This window comes from Klebsiella sp. 64, from assembly GCF_018223915.1.
Classification (GTDB): domain Bacteria; phylum Pseudomonadota; class Gammaproteobacteria; order Enterobacterales; family Enterobacteriaceae; genus Klebsiella; species Klebsiella pneumoniae.
The window spans coordinates 1-20,916 of record NZ_JAGRQZ010000051.1; the positions used below are offsets into that span (position 1 = coordinate 1).

Sequence of the window (20,916 nt, forward strand, 5' to 3'; positions counted from 1 at the left end):
ACCCATCCCCCTGACAACCCCCCTACAGACAGGATAACCGCCAGCATCGCAGCCATATAAAGCGTATGATGTCCGGTCAGAAAGATGTACTTTAATGGCGTTAGACGCGCCAGGGCGATATTGATCAGCATGCCCAATACCATAATGGTGGCGGTTTCCGTGCCGTAATTCTTCTGCGCCAGAGCGGCCATGGCATCAGTGTTGGGCACCACGCCCTGAATATGGAAAGAATGTTCAAATAACTGGCTAAAGATGGTTAACGTATAGGCTATAATACCGGCGCCGGCGGTCAATATGACAAAACCCATGATGGTTTTCAGCGTGCCTGAAATAACGTCTGAAATTCCTTTTTTTTGCAACAGCAGACCGATCAGTGAAAATAAACCAACCAGTATCGCCGGTGTTCCTAGCACATCATAAATAAGAAAATGAAGCATGTTAAACTCCACGAATCAGATAGCCGTTGCTTAAATGTTTTCTGCTAAAATTTCTTTAATTTTATTGTTATCAAGTAAATTACTTAATCCAACGACCTTTGCAGAGTGACTGCTAAGATGTTCTGCAATGTCTTTGGCGCTGAGAATAAGATCGGCAGTTTCGCTTTTTGCCGACGTCAGATCGGTATGTGCGACTTCAGCTTCTTTATTCATTTCGGCAAGGATCTTTTTGACATTCATTTCAACGATGAAGCTGCTGCCTAAACCATTACCGCACACGATAAGCACTTTTTTCATTCTGTTTTCCTTCAGTCAATAACGGCCTGAATCGCCTTGCTATCATCGGCATTTAACAATCGGTGTAACTTTTGCTGATCGCTAAAGATTTCAGCCAGTTCACCGATCATCGTGATATGTTCATTCCCGGAACGAGCGCATAGCATGATTACCACGTATACCGGATCGTTCTCTTTCGAGCCGAACGACACCCCTTCTTTAATATGAAGAAGCGATAATCCATTTCTTAATACCCCCTGTTCAGGACGGGCATGAGGCATCGCCAAGCCGGGAGCTAATACGTAATAGGGCCCAAGTTCTTTATGGCTTTGCAAAATCGCCTCAATATACGACCCGGCTATATACCCTTGCATCAGCAAGGGTTCTGCTGCAAGTCGAACGGCATTTTCCCAGCTATCTATTGAGTTAATGACTTTAATTTTATCCGGGGTTAACCAGTCTCTGATCATATGCTCTCCCGAGGGGGTCTATGTGCTGCACTATAAACAGCTAAATAAAATGCAACTGTGATACACCTCCCAAAGTTAGCGCTAACAAAGAAAAATGTTAAAAAGTGCGTTACCGCTAACACTGGCTATAATGTGCTTTCCCCCTCGCTGTGGTAAGTTATAATGCGATTCGCAGATATACTTTCGTTATATTTTATTTTTCAAACGGTTGGTGATTTTGGTGAAGAGTTTAGACGCGGACGGTAGCCCGAAAGAAAAACGACGTAAAGGAACGGGTAAGATAACCCTGACCGAGGTGGCTGAGTTTGTCGGTGTGAGCGCCATGACCGTCTCGCGAGCGCTGAGAATGCCTGAAAAAGTGAATCCTGAGCTTCGCGATCGCATCGATGCGGCCGTCAGTCAACTCGGCTATGTCCCTAATCTGCAGGCACGTAATCTGGCGTCGGTCCATTCCGATCTTATTCTCGCCGTCGTCCCCACCTTCTCTTCACCGGGTTTTTTGCCGGTCTCTGAAGCGCTGCAAAAAGTGCTGACCGAACGCGGATATACCATGATGTTTATGGAATCCGGGCATGACGGTCAAAGTGAACAAAAGACGTTTGAAAAAATGCTCGCCTATAACCCGGCGGCCATTATTCAGTTCAATATCGATACCATTGAGAGCTGCACCCAGCTGCTGGCCAACGTGGATGTTCCTATTCTGGAAATTGGCGCGCTAAATACCCACCCTGTGGGTATGTGCATCGGCGTGGATTACGGTAAGGCCGTAAAACAGATCGTGACTCATCTGGCCGACGCCTCATTAAAAAACATCGCACTGCTCTGTACCCCAGCTAATAACACAATGTTTCGCCAGTTGCTGAGCGGATGGAATACGGCGATGCTCGCTCTGAACCGCTCCCCGCACCGGGTGGTAACCACGCATTTGCCATCCACCATCGCCACAGGCGTCAATATATTCAAGGATATGATGATTACCTGGGGCGATCTGGATGCGTTAATTTGCACGTCGGATGAAATGGCCTGTGGATGTATGATGGCCTGCCACAGTGCCGGCATTAAGGTGCCCAATACCGTAGCCATTGCGAGTTTAGGCGGAGGAGTGTTATCGACAGTCTGTTCCCCTGCCCTGACAACCGTTGAGTTTCCCTGGCATGACATTGGGGTGAAAGCCGGTAAAGCTCTTCTCGAACTGCTTAACGATAAGCCTGGTGAAAAGTTCATTGAAATTCCGTCAGTGCTCAAAGTCCGGGCCAGTACCGCGGCATGAGCTTAATATGGGGCGGTAAGGCTTCCCGTGTGTAGTAGCCAGGCTTTCTACCAGGAAGAATGTCTCTCTGCGAGAGTCCATACAATAAATGCCCAGCTCATAAAGCAAAAAATAGTCGGGACAGTAGCGTTTTTTCGCTACTAAGCGGGTAAAGCGCCAGCCTCATTTCCCGTTTATCTTGCCAGCCGCCCCAGGCGGTGATTTCGTAGCCTCGACCCGCCTGGGCGGCTTTGCACTGAAGTCCGTCTAGCGCCAGTCCAGGATATACGATGTCTCCTACGCCAGTTAGCAGGTAAAGCGCACCGCGATAATTCATTTGCACCGCCCTGGTGCCGCACATTCACCATGCCGCCCCCCGTCAGACATGCCCTCATTACATTAACCAGTTGAATATAAAAAATTATTTTATATGGCACGTTTAATGCTCTTCGCTTGTATACCGCAATGTGGACAAGAACGTATGCCATATGGCCACAACAGGTCGCCAGTCTGCGGTCGCAACCTTCCCCTTTCTGTGAGGCATCCAGGGTGGATGCGTTTCACGGAAGCCTGCTTACTGAAAACGGAGAACAACATGACGACACTCAGCGAACCGTTGGTTACCCCGAAATATGGCAAGTGGCGCCAGCTGGTGCTGGGCCTGATCTGTATGGCCGCCATCTCCAGTCCGCAATATGTCTGGACGCTGTTGACAAAACCCCTGGCCGCCAAACTTGGCGTCGGTCTGCCAGAATTGCAGGTCACCTTCTCGCTGCTGATCATCCTGCAGACCTTCTTTTCCCCTTTTCAGGGACGGTTAGTGGAAAAATTTGGCCCGCGGCGGCTGATCGCTATTGGCACGGTGATGGCGGGAATGAGCTGGGTGCTTTCCGCGCAGGTGAATGGCCTGGCAACGCTCTGGCTGGTTTATGGCTGCATGGGCGGCCTCGGGACCGGGATCGTCTACATCGGCGTTGTCGGCCTGATGGTCAAATGGTTCCCACAGCAGCGGGGATTTGCCGCCGGCGCGGTGGCGGCGGGCTACGGGATGGGGGCCATCATAACCACCTTCCCCATCTCCCTGTCGCTGACCAATAACGGCCTTGAACACACGATGACGACTTTCGGGATCCTTTTCGCCCTCGTCGGCTTCCTCGCCAGTCAGGGGCTGAAGCTGCCGCCGCCCGCTGTCTCCCAGCCCGTCAGTCAGACGGTGGTGCAGAGCAGCAGATCGTTTACTTCCCGGGAAATGCTGCGCCAGCCGCTGTTCTGGCTGATGTTCGTCATGATGGCGATGATGTCGACTTCCGGGCTGATGGTCACTTCGCAGATGGCGGTGTTCGCCGAGGATTTCGGCATTAGCCAGGCGGTGGTGTTTGGCATGGCGGCGCTGCCGCTGGCGTTAACGATAGACCGCTTTACCAACGGCTTAACCCGGCCGCTGTTTGGGTTTATTTCCGACCGCTTCGGCCGCGAGCAAACCATGTTTATCGCCTTTGCGCTGGAGGGGGTGGCGATGATGCTCTGGCTGGCGTGCCGGGAAGATCCGCTGCTGTTTGTCCTGCTCTCCGGGGTGGTGTTCTTTGGCTGGGGGGAGATCTTCTCGCTTTTCCCGTCGACGCTCACCGATACGTTCGGCAGCGAGCATGCCGCCAGCAACTATGGCTGGCTGTATATTTCGCAGGGCATCGGGTCAATCTTTGGCGGTCCGCTGGCGGCACTGCTCTATCAGCACACTCACGGCTGGCATGTGGTCTTCAGCTGCGCGATTGGCCTTGATTTTGTCACCGCCGCCCTCGCGCTGTGGGTGCTAAAACCGTGGCGCGCGCGCTTTATCCGCCAGCATAGCTAATCGTACGCCGGGCAGAAGTGACGGCTCGCCCGTCACTTCACTGATATTCGCTACGCAACAGCGCGTACAGGTACTCATCGCCCCACTCGCCTTTAAAAAAGATATTCTGCCGGTAATGCGCCTCGCGACGAAAGCCCAGCCCTTCCAGGAGTTTGATCGCGCCGGTATTGCGGGTATCAACCACCGCCATCAGCCGGTGATGGGCTAACTGTTCAAAGAGTAAGGCCATCACCGCCCGCATCGCTTCCCGGGCATACCCCTGATGCTGATACGTCGGGGAAAAGGTCATCCCCAGCTCGGCTTGTCTGCCGTGATCTAAGAAGTGGATCCCCACATCTCCCGCCAGCGCACCGTTGGCCTGAATCTCTACGGCAAGCTGGAACCAGCTCTCATCCTCAGCAAAGGCCTGCGAACGCTGTTGTTCATAGAAGGCTGTCGCCTCTGTCATGCCGTAGTGGGTCCAGCTCTGAAAGCGGGCCACCTCCGGCAGATTGCGATAATGGCTGAAAGACGGCAGATCTTCCGTTCTGAACCGGCGCAGCAGCAGCCGGGGCGTGGTCAGGGGTAACATTATCTTTACTCTTCTTCCTCAGAGGTCAATCACAGGGCCATCTTAACCTGCGCAGCCTCAACCCAGCCATCGCACTTCCTTGTCAATTTAATATAAAGTTAAATTTCGATATTAAAATTTCACAAACCGATAAAACATTACAATAACAAATACGAAAAACAGGGGAACAAGCCAGAGAGGCGTCTCTGGAAAAAAGAGCCCTTGCGCCACGGCGAAGAGGATGGTCAGTACAGCTGGGCCATAATATGAAATTAACGACCTGAATATTCTTCGCAGCAATCTTTTAATAAGATTCATCATAGTTATCGGATCATCCTGGTAATGATGTCTGTAATACCCTCATTCGATGCCTGTCCTGCTGTAACCGTCTCAGACTTCAGAAATAGTGCCTATCAGAAAGTACATCATTCACAGCTTATGTGTATAAAGGTCCGAATAATACGTCGGTTCAGAAACATAAGGACATGACTTGTGTATGTCTACGCAATCTTGTTTTTATTGAGGGAACCGACGCCGCATAAACCGCGGCTGATTTACTTTTTGCCCGTCTGGCGGCAAGATCCGGCATAATGCACCGCTGTCGCAGGACGGCCGTGTCACCGGCAGTCGTGACAGCGAACCATTCGACAGGAAAACGCATGAAGCCAAAACAAGCGGACATTCTCCGCCACGCCAGCACGCTGTTTAATCGCGAAGGATATCAGTCGCCCAGCATCGAGCGGATTGCTGAACATGCTGGCATCTCCAAAATGACCTTCTACCGCTATTACGCCGATAAAGAGTCGCTCATTCTGGCTATCCTCAAGCAGAAAGAGAGCGAATTTATGCAGGATTTGGCGCAGATCACCGCGGATAAAGCCAGCGCACGGGAAAAGCTGTTCGCCGTGTTCGACTACTACCATCGCTGGTTTACCTGCGAAACGTTCCACGGCTGCATGTTTACTCGCGCGCTGTTTGAATATGGCGCGTCATCGCCGGCGATCCGGGAGCAATGCTCCCGATTTAAGTCGCTCCTCTGGCAGTTCTTCCGCGATATCCTCCTGCAGGTGTTAAAACCGGAACCTGCCGAGCGGGTGGCCATGATGATGGTGATGCTCATCGATGGCGCCATCGCCGCCCAGCAGGCCGAGTCCGCCGAATGCCGGGAGATCCCGCCAGGGGTGACCGCCTGGAGCGCGGCCAAAGCGCTTATTTACTCAGAAGGCGGTACGCTGTGAGATGATAAACTGCCGCCCAGCGACTGCAGGGCCGCCAGCAGACAATCATAGTAATCGTTGCAGGTTTGCAGACGCAGCGCGGCGCCAAAGAAGACCTCCTCCATCGCCGCCGGATGTTTTTTGCCAATCGGCACAATCACATTGTTCAGCCAGCCATCCGCATGACCGATGTCGACCGTGATATGTTCGGCATAGTAATGCACGTCGCGCTCGGAAAGCCCAATCCGCCGACAGCCCGCCACCAGTTTTTCATACTGCGGCGGGTCGAGCAGCTCGGTCATCGCCATCACGCCCAGCGATTTGTAGTAATGCTGACGGTTTACGCCGCCCAGCATAAAGGCGTTATACCCGGCCAGCCCCTGCCACTCGTACAAATGGGCAAAATGATTGTCCGGTAAGGCGATATTTCGCCGCTTCAGTAAATCTTTATACAGATTAACGTGGGTGATCTCGGTGCTGCCCTGGCCTATCTCATCCCACAGATTTTGCGCAATCTCAGCGCGGGTTTCCGGCAGCGAGCCCACCAGCCCCATCGCCACCAGATCGAAGAAAAGCAGATTGAGGGCGCTGTCGCTTTTGAAGAAATAGTCGATTTGCGCCGCAGAGGCCTCGCTGGCAAGGAAATCGAACAGCGGATGATGAGACGCCGGGTGCTGCTGGCATAAGGCGCGCAGTTCGTCGACGATATTGCCGGCGTTAAGCATTGGTCTCTGGTGGTGGAAGCGTTTGCTTTCCGCCCGCAGCCACTCAGACTCGATGTAATTTCTGATCCCGGAAAGCAGCGGATGAAACTGATTGGCAGCCGCTGGCGAGAGCGGGTCGGCAAGCCAGGACTGATAGAGAATGAACAGCGCGTGGTGCGCACGCTTTTTGGCCTGTGGATCGTCAGCGGAGAAGGCGCGGATGCAGGTATTCTCAGTGAGATGCCAGGCTCTGTCGGCCACCAGCGGGTTGGCCGTCAGCTTCAGCGACAGCGCGTTGCTGTGCAGAAGCTGGTCAATTAACTCATCCAGCGCCAGCCTGGCCATCACCGCGGTCTGGTCGCTTCCAATCACCCCATTATCTGTGTTACGCATGATTTATCCCTGTGAAATACATGGCTACTATACGGTATAGTACCGTCCATAATGCGGCAACGCATATTTCACACGCATTATCAATTTACTGTTTATTAAAGAATTTAAATGAATACAATAAAAACCACTAAAATATTATTGATATTATAAAAACAATAACATTACCATTCAGTACAGTGACAAACGACACAAGGAATCATCATGCCTTATCTGTTACTGACGCTGGCGGCTCTGTTCTGGGGCGGGAATTATGTTGTCGGGCACGTGCTGGTGCAGGGCGTGGATCCGATCCTGATGACCGAAGCGCGCTGGGCGCTGACGGCGCTGCTGCTGGGCCTGCTCTACCGACGGCAAATCGCCGGCAGTCGCCACCTGCTGCGGGCAAACGCCCCGGCGGTGGTGGTGCTCACCCTCTGTGGCCAGGTCAGCTTCCCGCTTACGCTCTATATTGGCCTGCAAACCACCTCTGCCCTTAACGCCGCCATCTATATGTCCGCCACGCCGAGCATGGTACTGTTGATTAACCGACTATTTTTCCGCGATCCGGTATCAGGGCGTAACTGGCTCGGAGTGGCTTTTAGCACCCTCGGCGTGATGATCCTCTTATTTCAGGGAAATCCGCTGCACGCCGCCTCTCTGCACACCTTTGCCGTCGGCGACCTATGGGCGATGGGGTCGGCGCTGAGCTGGGCGCTCTACTGTTCGCTGTTACGTCTGAAGGACCGCCGAATCCCGGCGAATGGCTTTGTCGCCGTCAGCTCGCTGCTCGGCGCCCTGATCCTGGTGCCAATCGTCATCTTCTGGCTGATGCGCCACCCGGCGCAGGACTGGGCAGCCTGGCGCGAGCTGTTTTTCCTCAGCGGCCTGGCGTATCTGGTAATTTTCCCATCGTGGCTGGCCTATTTGTTCTGGAACAAAGGTATCGCCACCATTGGCGCCACGCGGGGCGAAATTTACACCCACATCATCCCCCTCTCCGGCGGGGTGTTGAGCATCCTCTTCCTGCATACCCAGCCGCATGCCTGGCATCTGTTTAGCGCGCTGTTCATCATGGTGGGGATTGGGATCTGCTCGCTGGAGAAACGCCAGGCGGCGTCTATTTGTCTGCGTGACTAATGTATGCGACCGGGCGCCTGGCCACGCCCGGTCACAAAAGTTAACGGCTGGTGGAGAGCGGCTGGTGATGTCCCGCTCCTGCGGATTGGATCACCCGGCCTTCGCGACCAAAAAAGGTCAGGACGGTAATGACAATCGCCACCGTCCCGGCCACCAGGGCCATTGCCAGGCCGTAGTTATGCCCATGATGCTGGGCGATTGATGCCTGCAGCGTGGCGTTCACCGAAGCCAGCAGATTGCCCAGCTGATAGACGAAGCCGGGCAGCACCGCCCGGGTGTTGGCCGGCACCAGTTCGTTGAGCCAGGTCGGGATCACCCCCCAGGCGCCTTGCACCATAAATTGCATCAGAAATGCCCCAGCCCCCAGCGCCAGCGAGCCGCTGGCGAAGGCCCACAGCGGGATAACCGGCAGCGCCAGCAGAGCGGCAATCATAATCGCTTTGCGCCGGCCAATTTTCTCCGACAGCGAACCGAAGAACACTCCACCAATGATCGAGGCGATGTTATAGCAGACCGCGATGATGCTGACCGTTTTAGGCTCGAAGCCGTGCTGAACTTTCAAAAAGACCGGGTAAAGATCCTGCGTCCCGTGGGAGAAGAAGTTGAAAGCCGCCATCAGCACCACCAGGTACAGGCACAGCTTCCAGTGGCTACGCAGTACCGGCAGCAGGGCCGTACTCTCTTTATTCTGCCTGGCCGCCTGCCAAACCGGAGACTCCTCGACGCAGAAATAGATAAACGGCAGCAGCAGCACCGGCGCGGCGCCAATGACAAACATCCCGCGCCAGCCGAGTTGTTCAAACAGCAGCCCATAGGCGACGGCCGCCAGCAAATAGCCGAAGGGGTATCCCGCCTGGAACAGGCCGGACATCAGGCCGCGCGAGCGGTCGGGGATCGTCTCCATCGCCAGCGAAGAGGCCACGCCCCAGATCCCGCCCATCGCCACGCCGTACAGCACCCGCAGCAGGAAAAACAGCATCAACGACGGCGCGGCGGCGGAGAGCAGCTCAAAAGCCGAGAAGAACACAATGTTGAGCATCAGGATTGGTTTGCGACCAAACTTCTCCGCCGCCCTGCCGAAAATTAGCGCGCCGACGGGCCGCACGGCCAGAGTCAGCAGAATCGCCAGGGTGACCTCCTCAAGGTCGACATGAAACGAGTGGGCGATATCGCTCAGTAAAAAAACTAACAGGAAAAAGTCGAAAGCATCGAGCGTCCAGCTTAAAAAACTGGCTATCGCCGCATTACGCTGTCGTGAGGTCCAGCCGTGCATCTTGTCATCCCTATCCCGACGGCATTGCCGGGAGTGTGCGCGGCGTCCAGCAGAGCGAGCTGGGGTCACCGCCTGTGTAAATTGTTTGTATAGAAAGTTGCTCTTTTGTTAATTACACCCCTTTTACGACAATCGGCAAGTTTATTAGCATGCTAATTTGTTTCAAATTGCGTGTTCCCCTCACCGGTTCGGTAATTTTCGACCAGAATTAAAACCAGGTTCGCTTAAGCGAAGCGTCATCAATGCCGCATCTGCCCACAGGAAGGGAGAGAATCATGAAGAGAATTGCCATCGTCGGCGTGGGGCCGACGGGGATTTACACCTTTTATGAACTGGTGAAGCGCGGTGAGCCGCTGGCCATCACTCTGTTTGAAAAAGAGGCGCAGGCCGGGGTGGGTATGCCCTACAGTGACGATAATACCGCGGCGCAAATGCTGGCCAATATTGCCAGCATTGAGATCCCCCCCATCGACCTGACCTACCTGCAATGGCTGCAGCAGCAAAGCGATGACTGGCTGGCGGCGCGCGGGCTTGAACGGCACGCCCTGCATGAGCGCCAGTTTCTGCCGCGGGTGATCCTCGGCGAATACTATCGCGACCGTTTTCTGTACCTCGTTGAGCGGGCCCGGGACGTCGGCTTTGTGATTAGCGTTTGTGAATCCTGTGAAGTCACGGATATTGCGGTTCAGCCCACCGGGATCGCCATCCACACCGATAGTGCAGCAGACCCGGTAATTGTCGACCTGGTGGCGATTGCCACCGGCCATCTGTGGCCTGAAGAAGAGCGCGCCAGCCGACAGTACTTCCCCAGCCCGTGGACCGGCCTGATGGAGGCCCGCATTGCCCCCTGTCGGGTGGGGATCCTTGGGACTTCATTAAGCGCGATTGATGCCGCCGTGGCGGTAGTGGCCCGCCACGGCGTTTTCCATACCGAGGACGACAAAACGACCCATTTTTCCCTCCATCCAGGCAGCGAAGCGCTGGAGATCACCCTGATGTCACGCCACGGCGTGCTGCCGGAGGCCGATTTTTACTGCCCGATCCCGTGGGAGCCGCTGGAGATTGCCACTCCCGCCGCCCTCGAAGCGGCCATTGCGGAGGGTAGCGACGCTCTGTTAGATCGGATTTTTGAGCTGATCGTTAAAGAGCTGGAATATGCTGCCCCCGGCTGGAGCGAGGCGATCGGGCTTCGTCAGCTGACGCCTGACAGTATCGCCGACGCCTGGTTTGCCGACCGCCTCACCCATGACCCCTTTCAGTGGGCGCAGCGCAATCTGCAGGAGGTGGAGCGCAATAAGCGCGAACACCACACGGTGCCCTGGCGCTATGCCATTCTGCGCCTGCATGAGGCGATTGAAACCGTGGTGCCGCAGTTCAACGACGCGGACAGCCGTCGCTTCCGCCAGGGCCTCGCTCGGGTATTTATCGATAACTACGCCGCCATTCCGCCGGAGTCCATACGTCGGCTGCTGGCCTTGCACCGGGCTGGCATTCTGCGGATCCTGACGCTGGGCGAAGATTATGAGCTGCAGCGGGAGCCTGACCGGACGCTGATTGTTCATCATCGTCAGCGCTGCGAATTCGATGTCTTTATCGATGCCCGCGGACAAAAAGCGCTGAAAACCCGGGATCTGCCCTTCCCTTCACTGCGCCAGCAGCTGCTGGCCTGCGGCGACGACATTCCGGACGTCGGTGATGACTACACGCTGCAGGCGCCGGAGACAGTGCGCGGCCGGGTCGCCTTCGGCGCCCTTCCCTGGCTGATGCACGATCGCCCCTTTGTGCAGGGGCTGACGGCCAGCGCCGAGATTGGCAGCGCAATGGCCCGCGCCGTGTCGCAGCAGGCCGCCGGCCGACGGCGCCGTCTCTGGTATATCGAATAGCGGAGCGCTTAAGCGCAATATCTGAATACTGGGGGGGTGAACAGGCGTGCTATAAACAGCAACTGTCCGTCCCCTGCACGACCACGTTTAACATTTACGAGGTATTCATGAGTCATCTTTTTAGCGCGACGCGAATTGGTCAACTCACCCTTGATAACCGTATCGTTATCGCCCCGATGTGTCAGTACTCCGCCGACGAGGGTAAGGCGACCTCCTGGCACCGGATCCATCTTGGCCAACTGGCTTTCTCCGGCGCCGGCCTGTTAATTCTGGAAGCCACGGCGGTAGAGCCTGCGGGGCGTATCTCCCCGGGGGATCTGGGGCTGTGGGATGATGAAACCGAAAACGCCCTGCGCGGCGTAGTCGAAGATATTCGGGCCTGGTCGCCGATCCGTCTGGGGATCCAGCTGGGTCATGCCGGACGCAAGGCATCCTGCGCCGCCCCGTGGCAGGGAGGCCATCAGCTGGCGCTCAACGATGGTGGCTGGCAGACCGTCGCCCCTTCCGCCGTGGCGTTTCACGATGGCGATCGCGCCCCCGCTGAACTGAGCCATGCCGATCTGGCGCGCATCAAAGCGGCCTTCGTCGCCAGCGCGCTGCGCGCCCAGCGGCTGGGCTTTGAGCTGATTGAACTGCACGCCGCCCACGGCTATCTGCTGCACCAGTTTCTCTCGCCGCTCAGCAACCAGCGCCGCGACGAGTACGGCGGTTCGCTGGAGAACCGAATGCGCTATCCGCTGGAAGTCTTTAAGGCGATCCGCGAGGCAGTGGGCAACACCATGGCGGTTGGCGTCAGGCTGTCGGCTACCGACTGGGTCGAAGGCGGCTGGGACTGCGAGCAGTCCATTAAGTTTAGCCAGCAGCTGGAAACGCTGGGCAGTGACTATATTCACGTCTCCAGCGGCGGTTTGTCGCCGCAGCAGGCGATCGCCGTTGGGCCGGGATACCAGTTGCCTTTCGCCCGCGATATTCGCCAGCAGGTAGCCATCCCGGTGATTGGCGTGGGGCTGATCACCGACCCGCAGCAGGCGGAAGCGGCGCTGGAGAATGGCGATGCCGACCTGATCGCCCTCGCCCGCGCGGTACTCTACGATCCGCACTGGCCGTGGCACGCAGCGGCCAGCCTTGGCGCCCAGGTCCGTGTCCCGTCGCAGTATTTGCGCTCTGAGCCGCACGGCCTGAAAGGCACCCTGCTGCCAAACCGTTGAACCCACGGCGGGCATAAAAAAGGGGTATCGTAAGATACCCCTGAGCAGGATGTTATTGCCGTCCATGTGCCGGGCGGCGACGACGCCTTGCCCGGCCTACAAAAGGGTGATACCCGGTCATTGCGCAGCCAACCCGCCCCCTGCGTAGGCCGCGCAAGCGCAGCGCCGCCGGGCAATCTATCAGGCTCCGCTCCCTATATTTCCGGGCGGAGGGTCAGACAAACACCGCGAGTTACTGCTGTGCGGCAGGCGGTGCGGCGTTCTGTTTATCCTTCGCGATACTGTCCTGGATGGCTTTGGTTTTGCTCGCCGCTTCAGCCGAGAGCTGATTGGCGTCACCGATGGCGTTGTCTTTGATCTGACCCGCCTCTTTGACTATACGGTCACTTTCCTGCTTTGCGTTCTGCTTCACCGCATCGGCCTGGGCTTTCGCCTGCTGGGCGATGGCGTCCGCCTTCTTGTCCGCCTCGGCCTTGATGGCGCTGGCCTGATCCTTCAGGCGATCGGCCTCGGCGTCAGCCTGGCTTTTCAGCGTATCGATTTGCTTATCCGCATCCTGTTTAATTGCCTGCGCTTTATCCGCCGCGGCATCCTTCATCTGCTCCGCATTATCTTTAGCCTTATCCAGTTTGTTATCAACTTTCGACGCATCGTCGCAGCCAAACAGGGTCAGGCACAGGGCGGAAGCGAGTAGTGTTTTATTCCAGAGTTTCATCAGCATTCCCTTACAGGTTAAGTCGTTATCCAGCTTTGTGATTCGTTGCATTAATAGCATTCACATTTTATATATAAACGCTCAGCCGATAGAGTCAAGGCGACAGCGCCGATTGTCAGTCCAGGGTCGCCACCAGCCCCTGCAGCCAGTCGGCAAAGACCCGAACCTTATGCGAGAGATGCCGGTGCGGATAGAGCAGCGACAACGGTCGACGCGGCGCCGGAAAGTCCGGCAAAACTTCCACCAGTTGCCCGCTGTCGATATAAGGTTGCAAAAAGAAACGCATCCCCTGCAGCATTCCCAGCCCCGCCAGCCCGGCAGCAGTAAAGACTTCAGAGTTGTCCAGCACCAGTTTACCGGGAATGGCGATCTGCCTGATGCCCTCCGGGGTCTGGAATCGCCAGGGCATAATCTGCCGGCTGCTGCTGTTCACCCAGTTCACCGCCAGATGCGACTGCAGGTCCTCCAGCGTCGCGGGCGCCCCATAGCGCGCCAGATAGCCCGGACTGGCGCAGGTGGTTAACGCCACCTCCCCCAGTGAACGCGCCACATAGTCGCCATCCTCAAGATCCCCCACCCGCAGCAGGCAATCCAGACCATCGCGTAGCATATCCCGGCGTACGTCGGAGCTGCTGAGGACAATCTCCACCTCCGGATGGGCCTGATAAAAATCCGGCAGATGCGGGATCACCAGCAGCCGGGCAAAGGCGATCGGCATATCAACGCGCAGCTGACCGCGGATCGGCCGGTCCGGCGCGAACGACTCCAGCAGATCGTCGGCCTGGGAGAGCAACGGTTTGCTGCGACGATAAAACTCTTCCCCCTCCGGCGTAAGATACAGACGCCGGGTGGTGCGCTGCAGCAGCCGGACCCCGCTCTCCTGCTCCAGCTGCTGCAGTGCTTTGGTCACCGCCGGTCGGTGGATCTGCAAATTTTCCGCCGCCTGGGCAAAGCTGCCGGCATCGACGATTTCAATAAAAATTTTAATATTTTCAAACAGATTCATTTGCATGATGGCCCGCCTACCACCTCTTCATCAGTTCACATTATTACTAATTTAATAATAGCGATGAAAGTTTTTGCTCATTTTTTAAAACAATAAAGACGCCTACACTGCCCTCATTGCCGCATCGCTGGGGCGAACAAATTTATAACTTATTAACATACAAGGAAAAATAGCATGCAACCTAACCGCGTCGCCCGCATTCTGGGTATTGAAAAACCGGTGGTCCAGGGGCCCCTCTCCTGGCTAACCGATGCTCGTCTGGTGGCGGCCGTCGGCAACGCCGGTGGGCTTGGCGTGCTGGGCCCGAACGCCGGACTGACGGCGGCAACCGCCGTCTCCACCCCGGAGGCCACCGCCGAGAAAATGCGCGAAGAGATCCGCAAAACCAAACAGCTGACGGAGAAACCCTTTGGCGTCAACCTGATCCCGACGGCGGTAAATGACATCTGGACGCCGGCGATCCTCCCGGTGATCAAAGAGGAAGGGGTTAAGGTGGTGGTCTACACCGGCTACGGCGACGGTTCGTTAAAACCGGCGCTGTTCGACGAACTGAAAGCCGCCGGGATCACCATTATCTATCGTGACATCAACCCGACGCCGGAGAACAGCCGCCGCGCGGAGCAGGCCGGAGCGGATATTATTGTCGCCACCGGCTTTGACGAAGGCGGCACGCTGCCGGGTACCGCCCTCGGGACCTTCACCATCGTCCCGCTGATCGTTGACGCGGTACAGCGGGTTCCGGTGATGGCCGCCGGAGGGATCACCGACGCCCGGGGCGCGCGCGCCGTTCATGCCCTGGGGGCGGAGGGCGTCTTCGCCGGTTCGGTATTTATCAGCACCATCGAAAGCCGGGTTCCCGACTCGGTGAAAGCGAAAATTGTGGCCGCCAACGGTCTGGATCTGCGCCTGTTCCGTACCCTGCCGGACTACTACCGCGCGCTGCCCGGCAAACTGAGCGACACACTGGTGGCCATGGACCGGGCCGGCGCCTCAAAAGCCGAGCTGGCCCAGGCGATGGGCGGTCTGCGCGGGATGCGGCTGGGCATGCTGGAGGGGAATACTGATGAGGGGTATATCTCGGTGGGCGCGGGGATCGGCAACATCCATGCCATCACCTCCGTCGCCGAGGTAGTCAACCAGCTGGCGGTGTAAAGCCGCCAGCCGGGGCACGGTGACCGGCGCGATCAGGCGTCGGCCACCTTCTCTACTGCCCGGGAGAAAGCGTCGATAGCCAGCCCGACGTCGGCGGCGGTCACCGACTCCGCCGGGTGATGGCTGACGCCCCCCAGGCAACGCACAAACAGCATCGCCGATGGCCAGCGCTCGGCGATGGCGATAGCATCATGCCCTGCGCCGCTCGGCAGCGTCAGGGAACGCCCCTGCACCGCCGCCACCGCCTCGCTCAGCACCGCCTGCAGGTGACTGTCGCAGGCGGTGGCGGCGATGCGATAATACTCCTCGGCGGCGAAACGCAGCTGGCGACGCCCGGCAATGGCCTGCGCCTCGCCCAGCAGCTCATCCAGCAGCGCCGTCAGCGGCGCATCCTGCGGGCCGCGAATATCCAGCGTCAGCTGCACCTCGCCCGGTATCACGTTTACCGCGCCCGGCGCACAGCGCAGGGTGCCGACCGTCGCCACCAGGTTACCGCCGCGCTGCCGGGTCAGGTTTTCCACCTGCATCATCCATTCCGCCGCCGCGGCGAGGGCGTCCTTGCGATGGAGCATCGGCACCGTGCCGGCATGGCCAGCTTCGCCGGTAAAACGGCAGTTCAGCCGTCTGGCGCCGTTAATCGCCTCCACCACGCCGAGCGCCAGCCCCGCCTGCTCCAGGCACGGCCCCTGCTCGATATGCAGTTCCAGATAGGCGGCGATATCCCGCGGGTGACGGGCCGCGTGGGCGATCCGCGCCGGATCGAGTCCGGCATTCACCAGCGCCTGGGCGACGCTCACCCCGTCGGTATCGCACTGTGACAGCCAGCTTTCAGGCCAGGTGCCGGTGACGCCGCGACTGCCGAGCAGGGTGATGCCAAAGCGGGTGCCCTCTTCATCGCCAAAGCCGACGATCTCGATTGCCTTCGCCAGCCGTCGCCCCTGCTGGTGCAGACGCTGGACCACCTCAATCGCCGCCAGCACGCCGAGCATGCCGTCGTAGCGTCCGGCGTTGCGCACGGTGTCAAGATGAGAGCCCAGCAGCACCGCCGGCGCGCCCTCCTGCACGCCTTCATAGCGACCGCAGATATTACCGACGCTGTCCTGCCATACCATCATGCCGGCGGCCTGCATCCACTGGCCCACCAGCTGGTTGGCCTGCAGATGCTCGGGCGACAGATAGACCCGGGTCAGGGCGTCGGCGGTTTCGCTGAAGGCGGCCAACTGGTCGGCGCGCGCCATCACCCGGCTGGCCGCCGCCTCTCTCTCCGCCTGCTGGCGGACGGTGTCACTCATAGGGTGGCCTCGGTGCGGTAGTGATCCCAGGCCGCCTGCATCGCCGCGCCCTGAGTGGTGGTGAACCTGAGGTAGTTCAGGACCGCTTCCAGCGCGCTGAGCGTCTGCATCACGCAGTCTTTACGCGCGTTATAGCCCATGGTGCCAATGCGCCAGACTTTACCGTGCAGCGGACCAAACGAGGTGCCAATTTCAATGCCGAAATCTTCCAGCATCAGTTTGCGTACCTGATCGCCGTTGACCCCGTTGGGGATCACCACCCCCAGCACGTTATTCATTTTGTGCCGCAGGTCGCCAAAGGTCTCGAGCCCCATCGCCTGGATGCCCTTCAGCAGCGCATCGCCGTGCAGTTTGTGGCGGGCGATGCCGTTGTCGAGTCCCTCCTGGAGGATCAGGCGCGCGCACTCCCGGGCGGCGAACAGCGCCGAGGTCGCTTCGGTATGGTGGTTAAGGCGCTCCGGCCCCCAGTAATCCATCACCATGCCGAGATCGAAATAGTTGGAGTAGATCATCTCGTCGACGCCATCGTGATGGGCATCGGTGCGGATCCCCTGCTCAATGCAGCGGCGGCGGCGGATGACCTCTTCCATCCGCGGGCTGAGGGTGATGGGCGAGGTGCCGGAAGGACCGCCCAGGCACTTCTGCATCCCGGCGGACACGGCGTCCAGCTGCCAGGCGTCGGTTTCCAGCGGGTTACCGCCGAGCGACGCGGTGGCGTCGGTATAGAACAGCACATCGTGACGACGGCAAATCTCTCCCAGCTCCGCCAGCGGCTGCAGCATGGTGGTGGAGGTATCGCCCTGCACGGTGAGCAGCAGGCGCGGCCGCACGCGCTTGATCGCATCCTCAACCTGATCCGGCGTAAAGACCTCACCCCACGGCACCTCGATGGTGTGCACCTCTGCCCGGCAGCGACGCGCGATCTCGCACAGCAGATGACCAAACCGGCCGAACACCGGCACCAGCACCTTGTCACCGGGACGGATCGCCGACAGCAGAATCGCTTCGATCCCGGCGCGCGAGGTGCCGTCGACCAACATCGTCCAGCGATTTTCGGTGCGAAACACGCCGCGGTAGAGCGCCATGACTTCATTCATGTAGTGGGTCATCGCCGGATCGTACTGGCCAACCAGCTGGCTCGACATGGCGCGCAGCACGCGCGGGTCGGCATTGATCGGCCCCGGCCCCATCAGCAGGCGCTGCGGCGGGTTAATTTGCGAAAACTGAGTGATATCCATCTGCCATTCCTTACGTTAGTTAAGACCGCGCACCGAGGAGATAAACTGTTTCAGTTCGCTGGTCTGCGGGCTGGCGAACAGCGTTTTGCTGTCGCCCTGCTCCCAGACGCGTCCCTGATGCATAAACACCACGCGGTCGCCCACTTCGCGGGCAAAATTCATTTCATGGGTGACGAGGATCAGCGTCATACCTTCCGCCGCCAGTTGCTCCAGCACCTTCAGCACTTCACCCACCAGTTCCGGGTCGAGCGCCGAGGTGATTTCGTCACAGAGTAAAACTTTCGGCGACATGGCCAGCGCCCGGGCAATGGCCACGCGCTGCTGTTGGCCGCCGGAGAGGTTGGCCGGGTAGTAATCCAGACGGTCGCCGAGCCCGACCTTCTCCAGCATCCGCTGCGCCAGCTCCCGGCATTCGGCCTGGGACTTCTTCAGTACCCGCCGCGGAGCCAGCATGACGTTCTCCAGCGCCGTCATGTGCGGGAACAGGTTAAAGTTCTGGAACACCATGCCGATGGAGCGGCTGATCTCCCGGGCCTGTGAATCGCGGTTGGTGATGGTCATGCCCCCGAGCTTGATGCTTCCCTCCTGGTAGCCCTCCAGACCATTGATACAGCGCAGCAGGGTGCTTTTACCCGAGCCGCTGCGGCCGATGATCGAGATCACTTCCCCCATGTCGATATCCAGATCGACGCCCTTCAGCACATGGTTGTCGCCGTAGTACTTCTGCATCTGATTAATGGTGATGAGAGGCATTGAATTTGTTCTCCAGATAGCGGCTGTAGCGGGACAGCGGATAGCACAGAATGAAATAGCCCAGCGCCACAAGGGCAAACACTTTAAACGGCTGATAAGTGACGTTGGTCAGCATCGTCCCTGCCTTGGTCAGCTCCACAAAGCCGATAATCGATGCCAGCGCCGTGCCTTTGATCACCTGTACTGCGAACCCGACGGTCGGCGCGATGGCAATGCGCAGCGCTTGCGGCGCCACCACCCGGTACAGGGTCTGGCCGAAGCTCAGCCCGAGACAGCGCGAGGCTTCCCACTGGCCTTTCGGCAGCGCGCGAATGCTGCCGAACCAGATATCCAGCAGAAAGGCGCTGGTGTAGAGCGTCAGGGCGACCGAGGCGGCGGTCCACGCCGAGACGTCGACGCCGAACAGCGCCACGCCAAAGAATGCCAGAAACAGCTGCATCAGCAGCGGCGTGCCCTGGAACAGCTCAATATACCCGCGGATCAGCCGTTTCACCTGGCGTCCGCCGGTGAGGCGCAGCAGCAGTAACGGTAAGGTCACCAGCGCCCCGCCGGTGAACGCGACCAGCGACAGCAGCACCGTCCAGCGACCGGCCAGCAGCAGGTTGCGGATAATGTCCCAGTCAGTAAAAGTGGTCATCAGGCCTGTACCCCCAGCCATTTACGCCCCGCCGCCATCAGCAGCTGGCGCATCGCTATCGATAACGCTAAGTAGATCCCGGTGGTCACCAGATAGACCTCAAAGCTCAAAAATGTCCGCGACTGGATCAGGTTGGCGGCGAAGGTCAGCTCCTCATAGGAGACCTGCGACACCACTGACGAGCCGAGCATCACAATGATGCACTGGCTGACCAGCGCCGGGTAAATCCGCTGCAGCGCCGGGGGCAATACGACGCGAACGAAGGTTTGCGTCCGGCTAAGCCCGAGCACGCGACCGGCTTCCCACTGGCCCTTCGGCGTCACCTGAATACCGGCGCGGACGATCTCGGTGCTATAGGCGCCGAGGTTAACCACCATCGCCAGCAGCGCCGCTTCACCGGCGGTCATCTTCAGTCCGAGGTTCGGTAAACCAAAGACGATAAAAAAGAGCTGCACCACAAACGGCGTATTACGGATGATTTCCACATATCCGCCCCATACCCGGCTGAGCATTCCCGGGCGACCGCTGCGGATCGCCGCCCCAAGGATGCCGATCGCCAGTCCGCCGATCGTCGCCAGCACCGTCAACTGCACCGTCACCCACAGGCCGGCCAGCAGCTCCGGCCAGTGCGGCCAGAGCTCAGAGAAATGAAGTTGCTCCGTCATCCCCAGACCTTACGCGCCGAGGCTGGCAGGCAGTGGCGCTTTCAGCCACTTCTCAGACAGACCGTTGAGGGTGCCGTCCTTAATGCCCTGCTCGATGAGGGTATCCACTTTTGCCTTCAGCGCCGGTTCGTTCTTTTTCAGACCGATAAAGCACGGCGAGTCCTTCAGCATAAAGCTCGGGACCGGCGCTTTGTCGGCGTTCTGCCGGGAGATAGCCGCCACCACCAGGTTTCCGGTGGCGACATACTGCACCTGACCGGACAGGTAAGCCGACAGCGTAGTGTTATTGTCCTCGTAGCGCTTAATCTGCGCCGCCTGCGGCGCCACGCTGGTCAGCACCATATCTTCCACCGCCCCACGGGTCACGCCGATGCTTTTGCCGCTCAGCGCGGCCGCGTCCTTCAGCTCCGCCCCTTTCGGGCCAAACACCCCGAGGAAGAACGGGGCGTAGGCGCGGCTGAAGTCGATCACCTTCTCGCGCTCGGCGTTCTTGCCGAGGCTGGAGATCACCAGGTCCACCTTATCGGTCTGCAGATACGGCACGCGGTTGGCGCTGGTCACCGGGACCAGCTGCAGCTTGAGCTTCATCGATTTCGCCAGATAGCGCGCCATATCGATGTCATACCCCTGCGGCTGCAGGTCGGTGCCCACCGAGCCGAACGGTGGAAAGTCCTGGGGTACGGCAATGCGGATGACGCCGCGTTTTTCAATATCCTGGAGCTGGTCAGCCTGCGCGGCAGAAACAGACGATAGGAGACAAGCGGCCCCGGCCAGCGCGATCAACAGTTTCTTCATGATGTTTACCCGTTACGTTAGCATGAAACAAAAGA

Annotated in this window: 23 protein-coding genes; 7 read left to right on the plus strand and 16 right to left on the minus strand. The window is 58.3% G+C overall.

Features of this window, described 5'->3' with window-relative positions:
- From KHQ23_RS25415 to KHQ23_RS25425, 3 genes are all read right to left on the minus strand, one after another.
- Window positions 1-437, minus strand: a 437-nt coding sequence (locus KHQ23_RS25415; protein WP_277394868.1) for a PTS transporter subunit IIC, incomplete at its 3' end; no start/stop codon positions are given.
- Between the two features lie 30 nt (window positions 438-467).
- Window positions 468-734, minus strand: a complete 267-nt coding sequence (locus tag KHQ23_RS25420; RefSeq protein WP_004176134.1) for a PTS sugar transporter subunit IIB — start codon at window positions 732-734, stop codon at window positions 468-470.
- Between the two features lie 11 nt (window positions 735-745).
- A complete protein-coding gene (locus KHQ23_RS25425) occupies window positions 746-1,183 on the minus strand; it encodes a PTS sugar transporter subunit IIA (RefSeq protein ID WP_020802856.1) in 438 nt (145 codons plus the stop codon).
- Between the two features lie 217 nt (window positions 1,184-1,400).
- On the opposite strand from KHQ23_RS25425, the gene KHQ23_RS25430 reads away from it, so the two are divergent.
- Window positions 1,401-2,453: a LacI family DNA-binding transcriptional regulator gene (locus tag KHQ23_RS25430; RefSeq protein ID WP_004151868.1), complete on the plus strand. Its 1,053-nt coding sequence runs from the start codon at window positions 1,401-1,403 to the stop codon at window positions 2,451-2,453.
- A gap of 97 nt (window positions 2,454-2,550) precedes the next feature.
- Here KHQ23_RS25430 and KHQ23_RS25435 read toward each other — a convergent pair whose 3' ends face one another.
- Complete coding sequence (locus KHQ23_RS25435; RefSeq protein ID WP_211776853.1) at window positions 2,551-2,769, minus strand: hypothetical protein; 219 nt, start codon at window positions 2,767-2,769, stop codon at window positions 2,551-2,553.
- Window positions 2,770-2,985: 216 nt separating this feature from the next.
- Here KHQ23_RS25435 and oxlT point away from each other — a divergent pair, with 216 nt between their 5' ends.
- Window positions 2,986-4,284: an oxalate/formate MFS antiporter gene (gene oxlT, locus KHQ23_RS25440; protein WP_073553715.1), complete on the plus strand. Its 1,299-nt coding sequence runs from the start codon at window positions 2,986-2,988 to the stop codon at window positions 4,282-4,284.
- Window positions 4,285-4,321: 37 nt separating this feature from the next.
- Here the strand turns inward: oxlT and KHQ23_RS25445 are convergent, their stop codons facing one another.
- Both KHQ23_RS25445 and KHQ23_RS25450 read right to left on the minus strand, forming a co-directional pair.
- On the minus strand, window positions 4,322-4,855 hold the full coding sequence (locus KHQ23_RS25445) for a GNAT family N-acetyltransferase (protein ID WP_023287654.1): 534 nt from the start codon (window positions 4,853-4,855) through the stop codon (window positions 4,322-4,324).
- Between the two features lie 111 nt (window positions 4,856-4,966).
- Complete coding sequence (locus KHQ23_RS25450; protein WP_002905214.1) at window positions 4,967-5,155, minus strand: hypothetical protein; 189 nt, start codon at window positions 5,153-5,155, stop codon at window positions 4,967-4,969.
- 338 nt (window positions 5,156-5,493) lie between these two features.
- On the opposite strand from KHQ23_RS25450, the gene KHQ23_RS25455 reads away from it, so the two are divergent.
- A complete protein-coding gene (locus KHQ23_RS25455) occupies window positions 5,494-6,072 on the plus strand; it encodes a TetR/AcrR family transcriptional regulator (protein WP_032434548.1) in 579 nt (192 codons plus the stop codon).
- Here the strand turns inward: KHQ23_RS25455 and KHQ23_RS25460 are convergent.
- Window positions 6,048-7,148 carry an iron-containing redox enzyme family protein gene (locus KHQ23_RS25460; protein ID WP_004184110.1) on the minus strand — a complete coding sequence of 367 codons (1,101 nt, stop codon included), beginning with the start codon at window positions 7,146-7,148 and terminating at the stop codon, window positions 6,048-6,050. The two genes, KHQ23_RS25455 and KHQ23_RS25460, sit on opposite strands and share 25 nt — an antisense overlap.
- 201 nt (window positions 7,149-7,349) lie before the next feature.
- Between KHQ23_RS25460 and KHQ23_RS25465 the strand changes: the two genes are divergently transcribed.
- A complete protein-coding gene (locus KHQ23_RS25465; protein ID WP_020805176.1) occupies window positions 7,350-8,264 on the plus strand; it encodes a DMT family transporter in 915 nt (304 codons plus the stop codon).
- A gap of 40 nt (window positions 8,265-8,304) precedes the next feature.
- On the opposite strand, the gene KHQ23_RS25470 is transcribed toward KHQ23_RS25465, so the two are convergent.
- Window positions 8,305-9,537: an MFS transporter gene (locus tag KHQ23_RS25470; protein ID WP_004148411.1), complete on the minus strand. Its 1,233-nt coding sequence runs from the start codon at window positions 9,535-9,537 to the stop codon at window positions 8,305-8,307.
- A gap of 275 nt (window positions 9,538-9,812) precedes the next feature.
- Here KHQ23_RS25470 and KHQ23_RS25475 point away from each other — a divergent pair, with 275 nt between their 5' ends.
- The gene (locus tag KHQ23_RS25475) at window positions 9,813-11,420 is read left to right on the plus strand and encodes an FAD-NAD(P)-binding protein (protein WP_020805167.1); all 1,608 of its coding nucleotides are present in this window, start codon (window positions 9,813-9,815) and stop codon (window positions 11,418-11,420) included.
- 107 nt (window positions 11,421-11,527) lie between these two features.
- Window positions 11,528-12,628 carry an NADH:flavin oxidoreductase/NADH oxidase gene (locus KHQ23_RS25480; RefSeq protein ID WP_032434552.1) on the plus strand — a complete coding sequence of 367 codons (1,101 nt, stop codon included), beginning with the start codon at window positions 11,528-11,530 and terminating at the stop codon, window positions 12,626-12,628.
- Between the two features lie 232 nt (window positions 12,629-12,860).
- Here KHQ23_RS25480 and KHQ23_RS25485 read toward each other — a convergent pair whose 3' ends face one another.
- Both KHQ23_RS25485 and KHQ23_RS25490 read right to left on the minus strand, forming a co-directional pair.
- Entirely contained in the window at window positions 12,861-13,394 is a 534-nt protein-coding gene (locus tag KHQ23_RS25485) for a hypothetical protein (RefSeq protein WP_004179939.1), read from the minus strand.
- A 64-nt stretch (window positions 13,395-13,458) separates the two neighbouring features.
- On the minus strand, window positions 13,459-14,349 hold the full coding sequence (locus tag KHQ23_RS25490; protein ID WP_004218747.1) for a LysR family transcriptional regulator: 891 nt from the start codon (window positions 14,347-14,349) through the stop codon (window positions 13,459-13,461).
- A 174-nt stretch (window positions 14,350-14,523) separates the two neighbouring features.
- Here KHQ23_RS25490 and KHQ23_RS25495 point away from each other — a divergent pair, with 174 nt between their 5' ends.
- Window positions 14,524-15,501 (plus strand): nitronate monooxygenase family protein, encoded by a 978-nt coding sequence (locus tag KHQ23_RS25495; RefSeq protein ID WP_032434557.1) that lies wholly within the window; start codon window positions 14,524-14,526, stop codon window positions 15,499-15,501.
- A gap of 32 nt (window positions 15,502-15,533) precedes the next feature.
- Here the strand turns inward: KHQ23_RS25495 and hpxK are convergent, their stop codons facing one another.
- From hpxK to KHQ23_RS25525, 6 genes are read right to left on the minus strand one after another with little or no spacing between them, the layout of a single operon-like run.
- A complete protein-coding gene (gene hpxK / locus KHQ23_RS25500) occupies window positions 15,534-16,793 on the minus strand; it encodes an allantoate amidohydrolase (protein WP_032434558.1) in 1,260 nt (419 codons plus the stop codon).
- Window positions 16,790-18,031 carry an alanine--glyoxylate aminotransferase family protein gene (locus tag KHQ23_RS25505; RefSeq protein ID WP_004179945.1) on the minus strand — a complete coding sequence of 414 codons (1,242 nt, stop codon included), beginning with the start codon at window positions 18,029-18,031 and terminating at the stop codon, window positions 16,790-16,792. The genes hpxK and KHQ23_RS25505 overlap by 4 nt, the downstream gene beginning before the upstream one ends.
- A 15-nt stretch (window positions 18,032-18,046) precedes the next feature.
- Window positions 18,047-18,784 carry an amino acid ABC transporter ATP-binding protein gene (locus tag KHQ23_RS25510; RefSeq protein WP_004143660.1) on the minus strand — a complete coding sequence of 246 codons (738 nt, stop codon included), beginning with the start codon at window positions 18,782-18,784 and terminating at the stop codon, window positions 18,047-18,049.
- A complete protein-coding gene (locus KHQ23_RS25515; RefSeq protein ID WP_004176118.1) occupies window positions 18,765-19,421 on the minus strand; it encodes an amino acid ABC transporter permease in 657 nt (218 codons plus the stop codon). The genes KHQ23_RS25510 and KHQ23_RS25515 overlap by 20 nt, the downstream gene beginning before the upstream one ends.
- Window positions 19,421-20,086: an amino acid ABC transporter permease gene (locus KHQ23_RS25520; protein ID WP_004176117.1), complete on the minus strand. Its 666-nt coding sequence runs from the start codon at window positions 20,084-20,086 to the stop codon at window positions 19,421-19,423. Before KHQ23_RS25520 ends, KHQ23_RS25515 begins: the two co-directional genes overlap by 1 nt.
- 9 nt (window positions 20,087-20,095) lie before the next feature.
- Window positions 20,096-20,881: a transporter substrate-binding domain-containing protein gene (locus KHQ23_RS25525; protein ID WP_004143665.1), complete on the minus strand. Its 786-nt coding sequence runs from the start codon at window positions 20,879-20,881 to the stop codon at window positions 20,096-20,098.
- Window positions 20,882-20,916 lie beyond the last annotated feature (35 nt).

Coding starts and splice junctions, on each gene's coding strand:
- KHQ23_RS25420 (WP_004176134.1), bottom strand. CDS start 734: ATGAAAAAAGTGCTTATCGTGTGCGGTAATGGTTTAGGCAGCAGCTTC.
- KHQ23_RS25425 (WP_020802856.1), bottom strand. CDS start 1,183: ATGATCAGAGACTGGTTAACCCCGGATAAAATTAAAGTCATTAACTCA.
- KHQ23_RS25435 (WP_211776853.1), bottom strand. CDS start 2,769: ATGAATTATCGCGGTGCGCTTTACCTGCTAACTGGCGTAGGAGACATC.
- oxlT (WP_073553715.1), top strand. CDS start 2,986: ATGCGTTTCACGGAAGCCTGCTTACTGAAAACGGAGAACAACATGACG.
- KHQ23_RS25445 (WP_023287654.1), bottom strand. CDS start 4,855: ATGTTACCCCTGACCACGCCCCGGCTGCTGCTGCGCCGGTTCAGAACG.
- KHQ23_RS25450 (WP_002905214.1), bottom strand. CDS start 5,155: ATGATGAATCTTATTAAAAGATTGCTGCGAAGAATATTCAGGTCGTTA.
- KHQ23_RS25455 (WP_032434548.1), top strand. CDS start 5,494: ATGAAGCCAAAACAAGCGGACATTCTCCGCCACGCCAGCACGCTGTTT.
- KHQ23_RS25460 (WP_004184110.1), bottom strand. CDS start 7,148: ATGCGTAACACAGATAATGGGGTGATTGGAAGCGACCAGACCGCGGTG.
- KHQ23_RS25465 (WP_020805176.1), top strand. CDS start 7,350: ATGCCTTATCTGTTACTGACGCTGGCGGCTCTGTTCTGGGGCGGGAAT.
- KHQ23_RS25470 (WP_004148411.1), bottom strand. CDS start 9,537: ATGCACGGCTGGACCTCACGACAGCGTAATGCGGCGATAGCCAGTTTT.
- KHQ23_RS25475 (WP_020805167.1), top strand. CDS start 9,813: ATGAAGAGAATTGCCATCGTCGGCGTGGGGCCGACGGGGATTTACACC.
- KHQ23_RS25480 (WP_032434552.1), top strand. CDS start 11,528: ATGAGTCATCTTTTTAGCGCGACGCGAATTGGTCAACTCACCCTTGAT.
- KHQ23_RS25485 (WP_004179939.1), bottom strand. CDS start 13,394: ATGCAACGAATCACAAAGCTGGATAACGACTTAACCTGTAAGGGAATG.
- KHQ23_RS25490 (WP_004218747.1), bottom strand. CDS start 14,349: ATGAATCTGTTTGAAAATATTAAAATTTTTATTGAAATCGTCGATGCC.
- KHQ23_RS25495 (WP_032434557.1), top strand. CDS start 14,524: ATGCAACCTAACCGCGTCGCCCGCATTCTGGGTATTGAAAAACCGGTG.
- hpxK (WP_032434558.1), bottom strand. CDS start 16,793: ATGAGTGACACCGTCCGCCAGCAGGCGGAGAGAGAGGCGGCGGCCAGC.
- KHQ23_RS25505 (WP_004179945.1), bottom strand. CDS start 18,031: ATGGATATCACTCAGTTTTCGCAAATTAACCCGCCGCAGCGCCTGCTG.
- KHQ23_RS25510 (WP_004143660.1), bottom strand. CDS start 18,784: ATGCCTCTCATCACCATTAATCAGATGCAGAAGTACTACGGCGACAAC.
- KHQ23_RS25515 (WP_004176118.1), bottom strand. CDS start 19,421: ATGACCACTTTTACTGACTGGGACATTATCCGCAACCTGCTGCTGGCC.
- KHQ23_RS25520 (WP_004176117.1), bottom strand. CDS start 20,086: ATGACGGAGCAACTTCATTTCTCTGAGCTCTGGCCGCACTGGCCGGAG.
- KHQ23_RS25525 (WP_004143665.1), bottom strand. CDS start 20,881: ATGAAGAAACTGTTGATCGCGCTGGCCGGGGCCGCTTGTCTCCTATCG.